This window comes from Microcystis viridis FACHB-1342 (assembly GCF_014698335.1).
GTDB lineage: Bacteria > Cyanobacteriota > Cyanobacteriia > Cyanobacteriales > Microcystaceae > Microcystis > Microcystis ichthyoblabe_A.
In genome coordinates this window covers 1-17704 of the sequence record NZ_JACJSV010000043.1, presented here as the reverse complement: position 1 = coordinate 17704, position 17704 = coordinate 1, and the positions used below count along the sequence as shown (strand labels likewise).

The following is a 17704-nucleotide window of genomic DNA, read 5'->3' as shown; positions in this document are numbered from 1 at the left end:
GTATGGGGTTTGGGGTGTGGGGTTTTACCAGTTTTGAGGTAGTCAGTTACCTAATTTTCAGGGAAAAAGTCCAGGAATTTTCCCCCCGATCCCCGCAATGGCTGGCACTTTAAAACCTTTGTGGACAATGCGTTGAGAGGGATTGTTCCCCTCTCAGACTCAAAACTGATAACTGATAACTGATAACTGATAACTGACAAGGCTGGTAATATATAATAAAAAACGCTCCTTAGTTAGATATTGAGAAAAACATGGAAGTTATCCCCGCTATTGATATTCTCGATGGCAAATGTGTGCGACTTTATCAGGGAGATTACCAACAATCGCAGGTTTTTAATGATAATCCCGCAATAGTGGCGCGAGAATGGGTCAATCAGGGGGCAACCAGATTACATTTAGTCGATTTGGATGGAGCCAAAGAGGGTAAATCGGTTAATTTGTCAACCATTGAAACAATTCTTAATGATATTGCCATTCCCGTACAGGTGGGGGGTGGACTGCGAGATCTAGAAACGGTGAGTAATCTCCTAAAAATCGGGGTAGAAAAGGCGATTTTAGGGACAGTAGCCGTAGAAAAGCCAGAATTAGTCAGCGAACTTTGTCAAAGCTTTCCGGGGCAAATAATTGTTGGTATTGATGCTCGCGATGGTAAAGTAGCCACCAGGGGGTGGTTAGAAACTTCCTCAGTAGATGCGATCGCACTCGGTCAAGATATGGCAAAAAGAGGAGCCAGCACGATTATCTACACTGATATTCATCGAGATGGCACCCTTTCTGGCCCGAATCTCGCCGCTTTGCGAGAATTAGCCGAATCTGTCGAAATTCCCGTCATCGCCTCCGGGGGCATTAGTTCCCTGACGGACTTACTGAGTTTATTGTCTTTGGAACCTTTAGGAGTAACGGGAGTAATCGTGGGCCGCGCTCTTTATACCGGTGCAGTTAACCTCTCGGAAGCGATTAGCGCGATCGGTTCAGGCCGTTGGCAGGATCTACCCCCGAATTTTTTCGCCTAACGGACTTGTTTGAGAGTATCCACCTGTTTATTGAACATATCGGTAAATAGCCCCAAAACCGTGCGATTTTCATTGACTTTGATGTTGACACTCACAGACATCCCCGATTGCAGCGGCAGAGTAGATTTATCTTTCAAAACTAACTCTTGACTGCTCAAGCTTACCCGGACAGGGAACCGATAAAAACGGTGATTTTCGTCGGGAGGTAAAGCATCAGAACCGATCGAGATTACTTCTCCCTTAATATCGCCGTATTCACTGTAGGAAAAGGAATCAATGCGAATATCGGTCTTTTGTCCCACGCGCACAAAACCGATGTCTTGGTTAGTCACGTCCACCTCTGCCACTAAACAACCTTTAGCAGCATCTTTGATCTGGGTGGGACAGCCATCGGGAACAATTTTTAACAATGCTTCCGCTTGACTTGGTTGGGGAACAAACCCAGGCCGCGCCTTGAGATCAAAGACCACACCATCGATGGGGGCGGTAATTTTTTGATATTTAATCGTCTGTTGTGCTTGACTAATTTGACTATCTAACTCAGCAATGCGCTTGTTGTTATCAATGATAACGCGACTGATCTGACTATCGATTTCAGCAATCCGTTTCTGATTGTCCGCCATTTTATCACGCACATCTTTTTCCGTGATTACTGTGGTGTTAATCAGCCTTTCTCGCGCTTGGGAGATCAATAGGGAATAACGCTTTTCTTCCTGTTCCAAACGGGAAATTTCGGCGATGCGGGTTTGTACTTCTTGCTCTTGTTTTTCTCGATCAATTTTGCCGTTAGCCTCTTGCTGCTGCAGTTCATTTTGACGGTCAGTGACAGATTGTTTTTGTTTATTAATCTGATAACGGGCGACCGCCCCTTCTTCTCCCAAGGGTTCAATATCCTTAAGAATATTACGCTCGATATCCAAGCCTTCTTGGCCTTGTTTCATCGAATTGGCATTACGAGTCTTAATTTCTTCTAAGACGAAGCGATCATTGATTAATTGGGAGCGGGCATCGGCCAACTGTACCCTGGTTTGGTTCAATTGTTTTGCTAATTGTTCCATTTCCAATCTAGCGGCCGCTTGTCGAGAATTGGCCTCTCGTTGGGCAACCTCTAAACGGGCTAACTCTTCCCCTTGTAGAGCAGAGCTAGAGGCACCTTCACTGACCTGTGCTTGATAAAGTTGATTTTCTGCTACCAAAGCGGCACGATTACGGGCTAAATCGGCGATTTCACTCGGTAATTTTAATTGAGCGATCGAACTTTCCACTGCTGCCGGTGTCAGATCCTGCGCCATTAAGAGACGATAGAATTGATTTTCCTTCTCAGCAGTGGCGCGAATTTTTTTCAAAGATTCTAACTGCACTTGCGAGGCACTGGAATCCATTAAAACCAGTACATCCCCTTTGTTAACTCGATCGCCATCTTTAACTTTAACGAACTGTACCACCCCATTCACCGGTGCTTGTACTTCTTGCACTTTGCCCTGGGGTTTAAGTTGTCCTTGGGCACCGACCACCTGCTCGATTTTGGCGAACACTGACCAAATTAAAGCGGCAGTGGTGACACTCATTAATGTCCAGATAATCGTCCGCGACCAAATGGGCGATTGTTTCAGAATCACCGATTGTTCCGGTGGGCTGAAAGTGGGTAAAGAAGGGGTAATACTTTTATTTTTCGTGGTAGTGGCCACGTTTTTACCCGCTTGGGTCAGTTCATCGCTTTTACCTTTGCCGTTGCCGTTGTGGCCGTTGTTAGAATTACCGTTCATGGGGATTCTCCTATATTTAGGGTTTGCTGAAAAAGTTTTTCGTGGGTGTGGGGTGTGGAGTGATGGGGTGTGGGGTGATGGGGTGTAGGGTGTGGGGAGAATAAATAAAACTAATCTTCTGACTCCTGATTACTGTCTCCTGACTCCTGTCTCCTGACTAACTAGATTTGCGAATCCTGTTGTTTATAGAGAGTATAGTAAAGGCCTTTTTTGGCCATTAATTCCTCGTGGGTGCCTTCCTCCGCTACTGTCCCTTTATCCATCATGACAATAATATCGGCGGATTTGATCGAAGCTAAACGATGGGTAATAAAAAAGACCGTATGATCCTTGAAAACTTCTTTGAGATTCAGGCACACTTGCCGTTCGGTATTATAGTCGAGGGCGCTGGTGGCCTCATCAAGAATGAGAATTTGCGGTCTTTGCAGGACGGAACGAGCGATCGCAACCCGTTGTCGTTGTCCCCCCGATAGGGATGCCCCCCGTTCACCGACGCGGGTATTATAGCCATTGGGTAGGGTCATAATAAATTCGTGGGCTGCAGCTGCTCTCGCTGCCGAGACAATTTCCTCCACCGTCGCATCGGGGTTAGTCAGGGCGATATTTTCCTGTACCGTACCGTCAAATAATAGAGTTTCTTGGGGAACCATGCCGATTTGACGACGCAGGGAATAGAGTTCCACTTTGTTGATATCGTAGCCATCAATGAGAATCCGTCCCGATTCTGGTTCGTAGAGACGAGCTAATAGTTTAGTGATGGTACTTTTCCCGGCGCCACTTTCTCCCACCAAAGCGACAAAAGTGCCGGCGGGGAATTCTAAATTGATGTTGTATAGTTGCAGGGCACCGTGGGGATTGAAGCGGAAAGCGAGGTTTTCGTAGGTGACAGTGCCTTTAATTAAGGGCATGGGGATATTGTGGCGATCGAGTTCCGCTTCTTGGGGAGTATCGACGATATCGGCTAATCTTTCCAGGGATAAGCCGGTTTCTTGGAAGTTTTGCCAGAGTTGGGTCAAACGCAGAATCGGCGAGGTAACGTAGGAAGAGATAATCCGGAAGGCGATTAATTGACCAAGGGTGAGTTGTCCGTCTAAAACTAAGGCTGCTCCCACCCACAGCACTAATAAACCCGATAATTGGTTAAAGAAGTGACTAAAGGAACCGGCCAAAGTTGAGGTCATTACCGTTTGAAAACCTTCGGCCACATAGCGAGCATAACGTTCTTGCCACTGCCAACGGGAACGCAATTCGATATTCTGTGCTTTTACTGTTTGGATTCCCGTCATCACCTCCACCAGATAGGATTGGGTTTCGGCGTTTCGTTCCGCTTTTGCTCGCAGTTGTCGCCGCACGATTGGTGCGAAAATAGCTGTGGACAGAACTAAAATCGGTACGACTCCCAGCGCCCAAACGGTTAGAATCGGGCTATAGATCAACATAACCACGATGTAGATAACCGAGAAAATGGCATCTAATACCACCGTTAGGGCTGTGCCTGTTAAAAATTGCCGAATATTCTCTAATTCATTGATTCTTGTCGAAATTTCCCCCACAGGTCGCCGTTCAAAGTATTTCAGGGGTAAGCGCAGCAGGTGATCGATAATTTCCGAACCGAGGGTCATGTCGATGCGGTTAGTGGTATCGACAAAAAGGGATGTCCTCAAAAAGGTTAAAATTCCCTCAAAAACGGCAATTACTAACAGGAAAACCCCGAGGGTATTCAGAGTTTCTGGGCTATTCTGCACGATCACTTTATCGATGATCACCTGAATCATCAAGGGATTGGCCAGGGCAAATAACTGCACGAAGAAAGAAGCAATAAAAACTTCTATTAAGACTCGTTTATGTTTCTTGACAGAAGGCCAAAACCATGATAGGCCAAAACGCTGTTGCTGGGTGTGTTTGGTGGGTTTAAGCAGAATTACTTCCCCTTTTTCGCCCCAAGATTCCAGAAATTCGCTGGTTTTGCGTTTAATTATCCCCCGTTCGGGAACAGCGATCGTGGTTTCCCGTTGATTGATTTCGTAGAGGATAACGATGCTGTCTTGCCAGCGAATTAGGGCAGGAGGGTTGATATTGGGCAAGGAAGTAGCAGGTAAAGGCACTAATTGACTATGGAGTCCCACTACCTCGGCCACAGCCCCACACAGGGGCAGGGAAAGGCTGCCAGTTCTTTGCAGTTGATCCCCTAGTATGCGTTGGATCACGTCCTTGCGAAAGGGGATATTAAAATATTTGCAGATCATCTGAAAACAGGCACTCACCGCCTCTAGTTCCGTTTTTCCCCTGAAAAAGGGATAGGATTTCCGGTTTTTCTCGACAGTGTTTTCAAGGTCGATATCGCTGGTGATGTCGCTTATTTTTCCTTGAGGGATATCTAATACCTGGGTGGGTTTATTTCCCTTAATGACTTGGGTTTCCCAGATATCATCGGTTTTTGTTTCCGCAGCCGCTTCGGTTGCAACTGTCAAGAACTTGCCCTGAGCTACGTCGAAGAATTCATCTAACTGATTGGAGAAAAGACCTAATAAACGGGTGTTAGTCGGATTATTTTGGGTGATAACTGTGCCGATAGGATAATTGTCGGTATTTTCGCTGACTAACCAGAGATAATCATCGTTAATCTGGTTGTAGGACACACAAGCTCTGTTTAAAAGAGCCTGTGCAATTTCTTTCAGGTCTCCCCCACCCCAGGCCTGTTGATTAAGATAGGAGCCTAGGGTCGCATAAACTTCAGCGATCGAGGTTTGTTCAAAGAAATATTGCTTAAATTCCGGGTAATTATTGATTAAAGACCAAAAATCCTCTTCTTTTAAGGTTAAACAGATCGTGACTTCCGAAGAAGCGATCACCGTTTCACAGGGGGTACCGCGCAGAAGACTCATCCACCCAAATAAATCTCCTTGCTGCAATTTAGCCAAAGTAACCGGCAGCGAATTGTTAACCCTAGCATCGTAACCCAAAAGTCTGGCCTCTCCCTCGTAGAGAAGAACGAGGTGAGAGGGTAAGCGATCGCACTTGAGTATGGCATTGCCCATCTCATAGCGAAAGGGTTGTAATTTCTGACCGAGGGAACGTCTAACCTCTACGGGCAGGCGATCAAAGGGCTGTACAGTCTCCAGAAAGGCGGTAAAATCTAAAGTGGTATAACTCATTAGCTAGGCGAAAATTGACTAAGTTGACAAATAATTAAGCGAAAAGACTGGGTTTACCCAGTTTTGCAAGGAAATGCTATGTAATCGATACCTGCTCGCTATTGACTGGGGTTGATTCGGGGATAGATTTCACTGTTTGCATTTGAGTCATTAACCATTGTTGGAATAAATCATTCCGTAAGCGTTGACGGGTGGGAGGGTCCAATTCACAGGATAAATATTTTTCTAACCGGACAATCACGACCCATTCTCCCACTTGCGTCGGTGGCCACAGTTGCCCCGGTTTACTTGCTTTGAGAATTTGCCCGATCTGGGGGTGGGGAGTGCTCAGTTCCACGGGTCCAAGCAGTCCTCCGGTTTCCGCTTCTGATCCTTGGGAGTATTTTTTGGCCAGTTCAGCGAAGCTATTTTCTCGATCCTGTATCCGGAAAAATAGTTCTTGGGCAATGCCGATATTTTTTGTCCGAATCAGGGAATAAACCACCTTATCCAATTGACTTTTGACTTGCAAGAAGTAGGATTCTACTTTGTTATCCCAAGTCTCCTGTTTAAATTTTTCTAATTTAATGTCCCGCAGAATTAGATATTCTAGTTGCTCGGAATCCATCCCGTTTTGTTGTAACCAAGATTTCATTTGCTCATCGTTGGCAATTTGATTATTTTGATAGAAACGGGAATAGGCCGCGTTTCTTTCTTCGGGATTGCAGGTGATATTGGCGATCGCTTGTTCGATAATTACTTCCCGGATTAACTGGGGTAACATACCATATTTTGCCAAAAGAGGCAATACCTCTGACTCGCTAATTTTTTGGTCGCCGATTTCAATAATTGAACTCATAATAAATACATTTTCCTCACAGAAATGTTTAAAACTATCAACTCTAGGAGCTTCTAAATTTTATTGAGGTGATTATACGCCAAAACAGCAATTTTAAGGCACCCCTCCCTATTCTAATTTGAGTTTTACCCTTTGAAAGCTGAAAATTACAGAAATTAAAGGAATAAGTCGGTCATCCCGGCGGGGGTAGTGAGGGGAAGTAGTCGGGCCTATCGGCCTCCGCCCAACATCCTGCTCAGAAACCCCTAATCACACTTCTAATGTACTAGAATAGACCTCTTGCAGAAGTCGGGGAAGGGGGAAAGGGGAAATTTTAATCTTTAACCCGATAGTAAACCTCTTGCATAATCAGGGTCTGCTGAAAAAGTTTTTCGTGGGGACAGGGTGTGGGGTGTGGGAAGTGGGAAGTGGGGTGTGGGGTGTGGGGAGAATAAATAAAATAATCTCCTATCTCCTGACTCCTATCTCCTGACTCCTATCTCCTGACGACCGGCTACTGACTCCACCAACAGACTTATTCAGCCAACGCTAAAAATCTGTAAATAGACCATTTAATTGATTATTATTCATTCTTAATTCTCCTGACTACTGACTACTGGCTACTGACTCCTAACCCTAACAACGATTTTTGATTTCTGCAAGAGGTCTAATATGCACACCTTTTCCTTTCATTTGCGGAAAATTTTTTGATTTATGCAAGGAATCTAATGATAGGATATAAGTCTAGCTGCCTTGGAGAGGTGGCAGAGTGGTCGATCGCGCTCGACTTGAAATCGAGTAACCAGCAATGGTTCGTGGGTTCAAATCCCACCCTCTCCGTACTCACCCAATCACATTTGGACTCCGGTTGCCCGATTGTTCTTAGAGAGGGGAAAATAAAATATACTAGGCTAAAAGGATAATATTGAGGCAGTAGCCCCCCGGCATGGTTTTTTGGAAGAGATTATTTAATAGCTCGGAAGTCACTGCATCACCTGACTATTCGGGAGACTTGGTAGAGGTTGCCCAGAATGACCTCGGACAGACGCGAGTATTTTTTAGTACCGATCGAGAGCTAGATCTATATGAGTTAGAAGAACTTTGTGACTCGGTAGGTTGGGCCCGTCGTCCTTTACGCAAGGTTAAAAAAGCGATCGAATGTAGTTTTTTAGTGGTGTCGATGTGGGAAGTGCGAGGTAATCGCCGTCGTTTAGTGGGTTTTGCTCGTGCCACTTCCGATCACGCTTTTAATGCTACGGTCTGGGATGTGGTTGTTCATCCTCACTATCAAAGTAAAGGCTTTGGTAAAGCATTAATGAAATTTATGATCAGGAAGTTGCGAGGTGAGGACATCAGTAATATAACTCTTTTCGCCGATCCGCAGGTGGTGGATTTCTATCGTCGTCTCGGTTTTGTTCTCGATCCCGAAGGTATCAAAGGGATGTTTTGGTATCCCGATTAATAATGCGGCTCTTAGGCTATACTAAAAAAAGAGTTTACCTCGGGATGTAGCGCAGCTTGGTAGCGCGCCTGCTTTGGGAGCAGGATGCCGCAGGTTCAAATCCTGTCATCCCGACTTGAGAGAAAATTCTTCAAATCTCAACCTTGTACCCTTTCTGGTTGACAAAAAATGCTGCCTTCTTTTATTGCCAAACTCTGGTGAGTTAGCTAAAAAATTAGGGAGTTTGTCGGGAAAAGGAGGAGGTTTTTGGGGAATAACAAAGGTTTTTCCTGCCACTCCTCCTTTTAAGATATCTACAGACGATTATTCTTCTTCGTAATCCCCCTCGAAATCGTCCTCTCCCCCTTCCTCATCGACTTCTGACCAGCTGTCGCTGATGGGTTGGCGACTAAAGCGACTGCTGCCGCGGGAAGATAGGAAAGCCATTTCATCATCCTCTAAATCGACCACATCACCCTCAGCGTAGGCGCGAGCGGTTTGATCGTCAAGAATCATATCGCTATCCTCACTACTGTCGCCGAAACCGGGACGAGGGGGGAAACCGAGGCCGCCGGGAGGAGCGTAATAACCACGATTGTTGTTGTAGTTATATTCCTCCTCCGGGGGGGTGTAATCGCTGACCCCCGCCATGTTTTCGTGGGCATTGAAGCCAGTACCCGCCGGAATCAGACGACCGATAATCACGTTTTCCTTGAGACCGCGTAACCAGTCGGACTTGCCTTCGATCGCCGCTTCCGTGAGGACGCGGGTGGTTTCTTGGAAGGAGGCGGCACTGATAAAGCTATCGGTATTCAAGGAAGCCTTGGTGATTCCCAGTAGTACAGGCGTATATTTAGCTGCCGCCCCACCGGTGATTGACATGGCTTCATTTACCGTCTCCACCTGTCGCAATTCCAACAATTCCCCGGGTAACATACTGGTATCGCCACCGTCATCGATCCGCACCTTAGAAGTCATCTGACGCACGATCACTTCGATGTGTTTATCAGCAATATCGATCCCCTGGGATTGGTAAACCGACTGTACCTGATCAACGAGGAACATCTGGGTTTTTTCCAAGGCTTTTAAGGCCGCTTCGTAACTGCCCAAGCTATCCACATAATAATTAAAGAACACCTCTAAAATCTCGTGGGGATTAGCCTGACCATCGGTTAACGCCTGACCCACATCGATACGCTGATTATCGCTCACCAGGGGGTTTTGACTGCCTAAAAGCGGATATTCACTGATCGTGCCGTCATCCTCGACCACCTTAATATCGACGATCTCAGAATCTTGATACTCCACTTGACAAACTCCCGGTTTGCGTGCTAGTACACAAGCCTCCTTCGGTTTGCGTGCTTCGAGCAGTTCTTCGATTCTGGGTAAACCTTGAATGATATCCCCGGTTTTCGAGCGCTCAAACACCAACAGCACCAAATTATCGCCCCGTTGGACCAGATCTCCCTCATCGATGTGCAGAATCGCCCCCGCCGATACTCGGTAGGGTCGGGCCTTACGCAGACGGATTTCATAGCCGGTGGTGGTTTGGTCAACGGCCAGCACTTGACCGGAATTGGGGGCTAAAACTCCGACAGCGATCTCGGTTTCGGCGATTACCAGATCCCCAGCTTTGACGGTGGGAGCAACAGCGAGCGGGAGAATAAACTCGTCACGGTCACTGACAATTAAAAGACGGCGTACCGGTTCGCTACCCTTGCGAATCCCGCGAATTTCTCCAGCTTCCTTACACTGAATCTCAGTCCGGGCCACCACTGCCCCCGGTGGAATTTCATCGCCATCTTGGACGAGAACGCGAGTCTGAATATTACCCCCTAAAGGATCATTATCACTATCCCGACGCAGCACCAGAGATTCGAGAATAACTAACTGTAAACGCTGACAATCCCTGTCCTCAATCGGTTCTAACTCGATATCGGCCGTCAGATGGGAGACTGATTCTGGTTCTTCGCTGGAAATTTCGAGGACTAATTGGGTGCTGATCAGTTGACAACCCTCGACGGATTTAACTCTTTCCCCGTCTTTAAAGAAGATGCGCTGCACCGATCGCAGTTCGATATGTCGTCCTCCTTCTTGGTTAGCGGAACCTTGGGTGGGAGAAGTGGATTGGTCTTCTACGGCGAACTCCTGTACTGGTCGCAGCAGTAATCCCAAACCCTCGTTAGTTTCCACCCATTCCGCTTGCCGTAACTCCTCGATCGTCACTTCGGGAGTCAACTGTGTCCCGGGGTAAATTAACTGTTCTTGGGCAATTCCGGAGGATTCCGGTTCGAGATCCATAAATAACAGCCCTGGTTTGACAATAATCTCCCGGAGGATGTCATTTTTCTGGATCACTTCCACCACACCGCTACAGTTACAGAAGATGTCTTTAACCACTTCTTCCCCTGCTTCCACATACTGCCCATCTTCCACCTGTAAGAGGGAAATATCTTTATTGACTTCGTGGGTTTCTTCGGGAATCCAGAGGATCGTGCCGCCTTTGGTGATTTCATAACCCTGTTTGCGGCTGCCTTTGGCGACTTCGATATCGACGTATTTAATCATGCCGCCGGTGTGGGTTTGATAGCGATCATCGATTAACTCGGCGACAATGGCATGATTCTGTACTTTTGTCCCCGGAGTGGTTTTCAGTAGGAAGCTTTGACCATCTCCCGTATGAATAATAAACTGTTCCCGACCGGCACTACTTTCTACTTTTACTTCGGCCTGATCCAAGGACACGGAAGCGGTGACGATATCGATTTCCCGGCTATTGGGGGCTAAACGCACCAAACCGCCGTTAGTGGATACCAGCTTAGTTTCTGCTAAAACATCCCCCACTTGTACTTGATCGCCGTTACTGACCACAGGTTCGGCCCCGGTTGGCAAGTTATACACTTCTCCGGAGAGAATCCATAGTAATCCCCCCCGTTGGGCGATGCGGGTGGTATTGCCTTGGCGATCGGTTTTTTCCTCTGGGACTAATTGAGAGAATAGCACCTCGCCAGCTAAGTCGCTGGTTACGTCTTTTGTGGCTTTTTCCGTGGATTTTTGGACTTTATCGGAGGTTATTTCCGCTAGTAACTGTTCCTCGCTTACCGTTGCCCCATCGGTGACAAATAGCAGTGATCCCGGAGTTAAAGAGTAGGTGACAGTTTCTTTAGTTTTATCCTTGGGTGTTAATTTAATTTCCCCCGGTGCCTCCACCTGGTCCCGTTCATCTCCGTGGCGAGTTCGCACGTTACGGATACTTAACCCCGGCAGAAAACGCACGCTTCCCTCGAAGGGACTCCGCACTTGCCGGGCCACTTCTCCGGTAAATACACCCCCGGTGTGGAAGGTACGCATGGTTAACTGAGTCCCCGGTTCCCCGATCGATTGGGCGGCAATAATTCCCACTGCTTCCCCCATATCCACCGGATGACCGTGGGCCAGACTCCAACCGTAACAGGTTTGGCAAACCGAGCGGGCCGCTTCACAGGTTAAGGGGCTGCGGACTTTGATTTTATCGACGAGTCGCCCTAGTTTTTCGGCGGTTTCGTCATCGATAATCTGGTTGCGGGTGGCGATCACTTCTCCATTGACCACCACATCTTCGGCCAGGGAACGACCTAATAGGCGATCGCTTAAGGGAATTAACACGCGATCGCCATCGGTCATGGCGGTTAATTCGATGTAACGATTGGTGCCACAATCGGCCTCGCGGACGATGACATCTTGGGACACATCGACGAGACGACGGGTCAGATAACCGGAATCTGCCGTCCGTAGGGCGGTATCAACTAAACCTTTGCGCGCCCCGTAGGAGGAAATAACGTATTCGGTAACGGTCAATCCTTCCCGGAAGTTAGTCTTAATCGGGAGGTCGATAATTTCCCCTTGGGGATTAGCCATTAATCCCCGCATTCCCACTAACTGACGCACTTGGCTCATATTGCCCCGCGCTCCGGAGAAAGCCATCATATAGACGGAGTTGAGGGGATCGGTAACTTGGAAGTTGCGAATTACTTCATCTTTAAGCGATTCAGATGTACTATTCCAAGTATCGATTACTTTTTGGAAGCGTTCCACTTCGGTGATTTCCCCGCGCACATAACGCTGTTCGGTTTGCCGGATTTCCTGTTCGGCACTTTCGATCATTTGTCGTTTAGCCGGCGGTACGGTTAAATCATCCACACTAATGGAAACCCCTGCTTTGGTAGCGAAACGAAAACCGAGGTTTTTCAATTCATCGGCCATTTGTGAACAGCGCGCCGAACCGTAGTTTTGATAGGCCCAAGCGATCAGTTTTTTCAGTTTTCCTTTGTCAACAGTTTGGTTATAAAACATCTCGATCCGGGTAACAGGTAAACAGCTATTAGCTATCAGCATTCAGCATTCAGCATTCAGTTAGAAAAGGGAACAGGAAATAGGGAACGGGGAATAGGGAATAGGCAAATTTTTACTTTACTGTCCTTTTTTTTGCTTTTTCCTGGAAAATTCTCTCCTGTCTCCTGACTACTGACTCCTGACTTCTCACTGATTACTGATTACTGCTCACTGATAACTGAAATTACACTTCCGATTCTTCTTCTTCAAGGTCTTCCGTGGTTAAGGATTCGTAGGTGGGGCGAGAGGGGGCGCGACGGCCGACATCGACCATCAGATCCACCTCCACATCGCGGGAAGTACCATCGGGGGCATTTTCCACCTTGTGAACGGCGATATCGAGGCCGAGGGATTGCAATTCTCGCATCAAAACCTTAAAGGATTCTGGCGTACCCGGGCGGGGAATCGGCTTGCCTTTTACGATCGCATTTAAAGCCTCATTCCGTCCTTGCATATCATCGGATTTTACCGTTAGCAATTCCTGCAAAGTATAGGCCGCCCCGTAGGCTTCTAGGGCCCAGACTTCCATTTCTCCGAAGCGCTGGCCTCCCTGTTGAGCTTTACCGCCCAAGGGTTGCTGAGTAACCAAGGAGTAGGGACCAGTAGAACGGGCGTGAATTTTATCATCAACCAGGTGAACCAGTTTTAACATATAGGCCATACCGACGGTAACGGGACGGTCAAAGGGTTCGCCGGTGCGACCATCATAGACGGTGACTTTGCCGGCGTGTTCTTCCTTGAACACCCAATCGCGATTGGGTTTTTTCGAGGCGTTTTCTAGCAATCCGTGGACGGTTAAACGGCTGGCTTCTTCCCCGTACATTTCGTCAAAGGGAGTAATCTTAAAGCGCACGCCCAGATTTTCCCCGGCCCAACCCAGTAAACATTCAAACACCTGACCGACGTTCATGCGACTGGGAACCCCCAAGGGATTGAGAACGATATCGACGGGGCGACCATCGGGGAGGTAGGGCATATCTTCTAGGGGCAGAATCCGAGAAATAATCCCTTTATTGCCGTGACGACCCGCCATTTTATCGCCCACTTGGATTTTGCGTTTTTGGGCAACGTAAACCCTTACCACCATATTGGCCCCAGGGGGTAATTCATCTCCCTGTTCGCGGGTAAATACGCGCACATCCACTACCCGGCCTTTTTCGCCGTTGGGGACGCGCAGGGAGTTATCGCGTACATCCCGGGCCTTTTCGCCGAAAATTGCCCGCAGTAGTTTTTCTTCGGGGGGTTGGTCTGATTCGCCTTTCGGGGTGACTTTCCCCACAAGGATATCGCTGGCTTCTACCCAGGCACCGATGCGAATAATGCCGCGTTCATCGAGGTTTCGCAGGGCATCTTCACCGACGTTGGGAATTTCCCTGGTGATTTCCTCTGGTCCTAGCTTAGTTTGACGGGCTTCGATTTCGTATTTTTCAATGTGGATACTGGTGTAGGTGTCTTGTGCCACCAGTCTTTCACTGATTAAAATCGCATCTTCGTAGTTATAGCCTTCCCAGGGCATATAGGCGACGAGGATATTCTGTCCGAGGGCGATTTCTCCTCCTTCGGTGGCGGAACCATCGGCGAGGATCTGCCCCGGCACAACCTGTTCACCTTGATAGACTAAAGGACGCTGATTTAGGCAGGTATCTTGGTTAGAGCGTTGATATTTCTGAATTTCGTACTCGATCTCGCTCTTGCCAAAAATCTCTTTGTCTTCATCCGCCACTTTGATGCGAATCCGGTTAGCATCGACGTAGGAAACGACCCCATTGGTACGCGAAACGATGACCATACCAGAGTCGCGAGCGGCCTGTGCTTCCAATCCGGTACCCACCAGGGGACGTTCGGGACGCAGCAGGGGAACCGCTTGTCGTTGCATATTAGAACCCATGAGGGCGCGGTTAGCGTCGTCGTGTTCGAGGAAGGGAATCAGGGAAGTGGCCACCGAGACAATTTGGACGGGGGAAACACAAACGTAGTCCACTTGTTCGGGGGAAGTGGTGGAGAATTCCTGCCGATAGCGCACGGGGATAGTTTCGCCCAGGATATAACCATTTTCATCGGTGGCCACGTCTCCCGGTGCGACTCTGAGATCGTCTTCTTCGTCGGCGGTGAGGTATTTAACGGGGAGATCATAGCGTACTCGGCCATTTTCCACCGCATAACAGGGGGTTTCAATAAAACCGTAGTCGTTGACGCGAGCGTAGGTGGCCAGGGAACCGATTAAACCGGCGTTGGGACCTTCTGGGGTTTCCACCGGACAAATGCGACCGTGGTGGGAGGGGTGGATGTCGCGCACGGCAAAACCGGCCCGTTCCCGGGTCAGACCGCCAGGTCCAAGGGCGGAAATGCGGCGTTTATGGGTCAATTCCGCTAGGGGGTTGGTTTGATCCATGAACTGGGAGAGTTGCGAGGAACCAAAGAATTCTTTAATCGCCGCTACTAGGGGTTTCGGGTTGACTAGGGAAGCGGGGGTGAGGTTTTGGGATTCGCTGACGGTCATCCGTTCCCGAATGATTCTTTCTAAGCGGTTTAAACCTACTCGCACTTGGTTTTGGAGCAGTTCACCCACGGAACGGACGCGACGGTTGCCGAGGTGGTCGATGTCGTCGGTGTTGCCGATGTCAAATTCGAGGTTAATTAGGTAGTCGATCGCCGATAAGATGTCGGTGGTGGTGAGAACGCGCTGGTTATCGGGGACGTTGAGGCGTAGTTTTTTGTTGAGTTTATAACGACCAACGCGACCGAGATCGTAGCGTTTATTGTCAAAAAAGCGCGATTCGAGTAGTTGTTGTCCGCCGGTGACGGTGGGGGGTTCCCCGGGGCGTAGTTTGCGGTACAGGTCGAGGAGTGCCTCTTCTTCGGTGGGATTGCCTTCTTTGTCGAGGGTTTTTTGGTAAAATTCGGGATGGCGTAGGGAGTCAAAGATTTCGTTATCGCTCAATCCGATCGCTTTCAGGAGAACTTGGGCGGATAATTTGCGGGTTTTGTCGATTCTGACCCAGACTAAGCCGTTTTTGTCGGTTTCAAATTTTAACCAAGCTCCTCGGTTGGGAATCAGGGAAGCGGAGTAGGTACGGCGACCGTTTTTGTCGATTTCGGCTTTGTAGTAAACACCGGGGGAACGGACGATCTGATTGACGATGACTCGTTCGGCCCCGTTAATGATAAAGGTTCCCCGTTCGGTCATCAGGGGTAAATCGCCGATAAACACTTCCTGTTCGATGTTTTCTCCCGTTTCTTTGTTGATTAGACGGGTAGGAACGTACATCTGAACGGAATAGGTGCTATCACGTCGTTTGGCTTCATCGACGTTGTATTTCGGTTCTTTGAGTCTGTAGTCCTGGCCGAGGAAATGTAGTTCTAATTTACCTGTATAGTCGCTGATGGGGGAAAAGCTGTTCAGTTCCTCGATTAGTCCTTCTTCCAAAAACCACCGAAAACTGGAGTGTTGGATTTCGATGAGGTCGGGTAAGAGGTTAAAGGTAAGATTGTTCATTATGGTTACAAGGGCTGATGACACGATAGCGACGGTCGGATATCAGTGAGCGGTGAGGGGATGGGTGATGGGGGAGTAGGGGAACACCGGAGAATAAATGAAAGCTTTCTCCTGACTCCTGACTCCTTTCTCCTGTCTAATAAACTATGTTTTTTAACTGGGGAGTTGAAATAATTTGCGGGCGTTGTGGGTGGTTTGTTCGGCTAGGGTTTCGACCGGATAGCCGCGCAGACGGGCGACGGTTTCGGCTACATGGAAGACGAAAGAGGGTTCACAAGGTTTACCGCGGTGGGGATTGGGTGAGAGAAAGGGGCAATCGGTTTCGATCAGTAGGCGATCGCTGGGGACAATTTGGGCGGCAGCTTGCACGGTTTTACTGTTTTTGAAGGTGACAATGCCGCTAAAGCTGATGTAAAAACCCAAATCTAAAAACCATTGAGTTTCTTCGGGGTTGCCAGTCCAGCAGTGCATCACGCCGCGAATTTTGCCCACTTGTTGCCGAAAGGCACTGATTTCCTCCCGCATTTCCTTAGCCGCATCTCGACAATGGATAATCACGGGTTTATCGAGACGATCGGCGATTTCCAATTGCGTCCAAAACACCCGTTTTTGCTGCTCTTGGTTATCCGCTTTATAGAAGTCTAACCCCATTTCCCCGATCGCCACGACGCGCCGATCAGATCGGGCTAGGGATTCGATCTGCTCGGCACTATTATCTCGCCATTTTTGGGCATCTAGGGGATGTAAACCGACGGCGAAGGAAATTTCCTCAAATTGATCAGCAATGGCTTTAATCGCCGCAAATTCCTCTGGTTCAACACAGGAGTGAACCAGATGAACGACTCCCACACTTCGCCAACGTTCGGAGATAGCGGGCAAGTCGGCTTGCAAAACGTCAAAGTTCAGATGAACGTGCGTATCTATTAATTGCATCGACCCCCGATCGCTTGTTGCGTCTGTCCTGATTACAGCTTACTTGTTCCTTAGGAAGCTTGGCTAACTTTTTGCAAAGCTTTGGCTAAACCGGCTTTTTTTCTAGCACCGTTGTTCCGGTGCAAGACGTTGCGCTTGACGGCTTTATCGATTTTACTGTAAGCTTCTGATAGAGCTTGTCGGGCGCTTTCTAACCCTTCTGGGCTGGGGTTGGCTCCGTAGGCCGAGACAGCGACAAGACATTTTTTGATCAGGGTTCTTACGGCTGACTTGTACGCTTTGTTGCGTAGTCGATTTCTTTCGGAGATTTGGACTCGTTTGAGTGCAGACTTTGTATTAGCCACAGTCGTTTCTTGTTCTCAATACTGGTATGGTTGATCGGGACACAGACAAACCATCATAACAGATTTGTGCTATTTGTGGCAAGAGTTTTCCCGACAAGAAGAGATATTTTCAGGATTTGGACTCCACAGATGGGAAAGGATTAAGGGTTAAAGGGACTGCCAAACCTGAATTCAGGTTCAGGGAATCTTGTCAAGACTGTCCCGATAACTAATCGCTAAACTTGTCATGAGGGGCTAAAGTGTGCTATAAGCAGTCAGACCCTGCCCTGGTCTTTATTCTTTCCGATTAGGTAAATTACTGATGACTGAAGCTAAACGCGCCCTAATTACCGGCATCACCGGTCAAGATGGTTCCTATCTAAGCGAAT

Annotated in this window: 9 protein-coding genes, 2 tRNA genes and 1 pseudogene; 5 read left to right on the top strand and 7 right to left on the bottom strand. The window is 48.1% G+C overall.

What is annotated here, in order from left to right:
- The first annotated feature begins 251 nt into the window (after positions 1–251).
- Positions 252–1013 carry a 1-(5-phosphoribosyl)-5-[(5-phosphoribosylamino)methylideneamino]imidazole-4-carboxamide isomerase gene (gene hisA, locus H6G40_RS14560; RefSeq protein ID WP_002736165.1) on the top strand — a complete coding sequence of 254 codons (762 nt, stop codon included), beginning with the start codon at positions 252–254 and terminating at the stop codon, positions 1011–1013.
- On the opposite strand, the gene H6G40_RS14555 is transcribed toward hisA, so the two are convergent.
- From H6G40_RS14555 to H6G40_RS14545, 3 genes are all read right to left on the bottom strand, one after another.
- Entirely contained in the window at positions 1010–2779 is a 1770-nt protein-coding gene (locus H6G40_RS14555) for a beta-barrel domain-containing protein (RefSeq protein WP_002736909.1), read from the bottom strand. The genes hisA and H6G40_RS14555 overlap by 4 nt on opposite strands.
- A 161-nt stretch (positions 2780–2940) precedes the next feature.
- Positions 2941–5934: a peptidase domain-containing ABC transporter gene (locus H6G40_RS14550; RefSeq protein WP_002735308.1), complete on the bottom strand. Its 2994-nt coding sequence runs from the start codon at positions 5932–5934 to the stop codon at positions 2941–2943.
- Between the two features lie 76 nt (positions 5935–6010).
- Positions 6011–6772 (bottom strand): peptidylprolyl isomerase, encoded by a 762-nt coding sequence (locus H6G40_RS14545; protein ID WP_002752328.1) that lies wholly within the window; start codon positions 6770–6772, stop codon positions 6011–6013.
- 734 nt (positions 6773–7506) lie between these two features.
- Between H6G40_RS14545 and H6G40_RS14540 the strand changes: the two genes are divergently transcribed.
- From H6G40_RS14540 to H6G40_RS14530, 3 genes are all read left to right on the top strand, one after another.
- Positions 7507–7591, top strand: a tRNA-Ser gene (locus tag H6G40_RS14540).
- A 106-nt stretch (positions 7592–7697) separates the two neighbouring features.
- The gene (locus tag H6G40_RS14535; protein WP_002736326.1) at positions 7698–8213 is read left to right on the top strand and encodes a GNAT family N-acetyltransferase; all 516 of its coding nucleotides are present in this window, start codon (positions 7698–7700) and stop codon (positions 8211–8213) included.
- Positions 8214–8253: 40 nt separating this feature from the next.
- A tRNA-Pro gene (locus H6G40_RS14530) sits at positions 8254–8327 on the top strand.
- 189 nt (positions 8328–8516) lie between these two features.
- Here H6G40_RS14530 and H6G40_RS14525 read toward each other — a convergent pair.
- From H6G40_RS14525 to rpsT, 4 genes are all read right to left on the bottom strand, one after another.
- Positions 8517–12524 carry a DNA-directed RNA polymerase subunit beta' gene (locus tag H6G40_RS14525; protein WP_002737103.1) on the bottom strand — a complete coding sequence of 1336 codons (4008 nt, stop codon included), beginning with the start codon at positions 12522–12524 and terminating at the stop codon, positions 8517–8519.
- 223 nt (positions 12525–12747) lie between these two features.
- The gene (gene rpoB, locus H6G40_RS14520) at positions 12748–16059 is read right to left on the bottom strand and encodes a DNA-directed RNA polymerase subunit beta (protein WP_002735867.1); all 3312 of its coding nucleotides are present in this window, start codon (positions 16057–16059) and stop codon (positions 12748–12750) included.
- A 153-nt stretch (positions 16060–16212) separates the two neighbouring features.
- A complete protein-coding gene (locus H6G40_RS14515; RefSeq protein ID WP_069474335.1) occupies positions 16213–16992 on the bottom strand; it encodes a TatD family hydrolase in 780 nt (259 codons plus the stop codon).
- A 50-nt stretch (positions 16993–17042) separates the two neighbouring features.
- Positions 17043–17336, bottom strand: a complete 294-nt coding sequence (gene rpsT / locus H6G40_RS14510; RefSeq protein ID WP_069474334.1) for a 30S ribosomal protein S20 — start codon at positions 17334–17336, stop codon at positions 17043–17045.
- Positions 17337–17637: 301 nt separating this feature from the next.
- Between rpsT and H6G40_RS22860 the strand changes: the two are divergent.
- Positions 17638–17704, top strand: a pseudogene (locus tag H6G40_RS22860) (GDP-mannose 4,6-dehydratase); the annotation flags it as partial.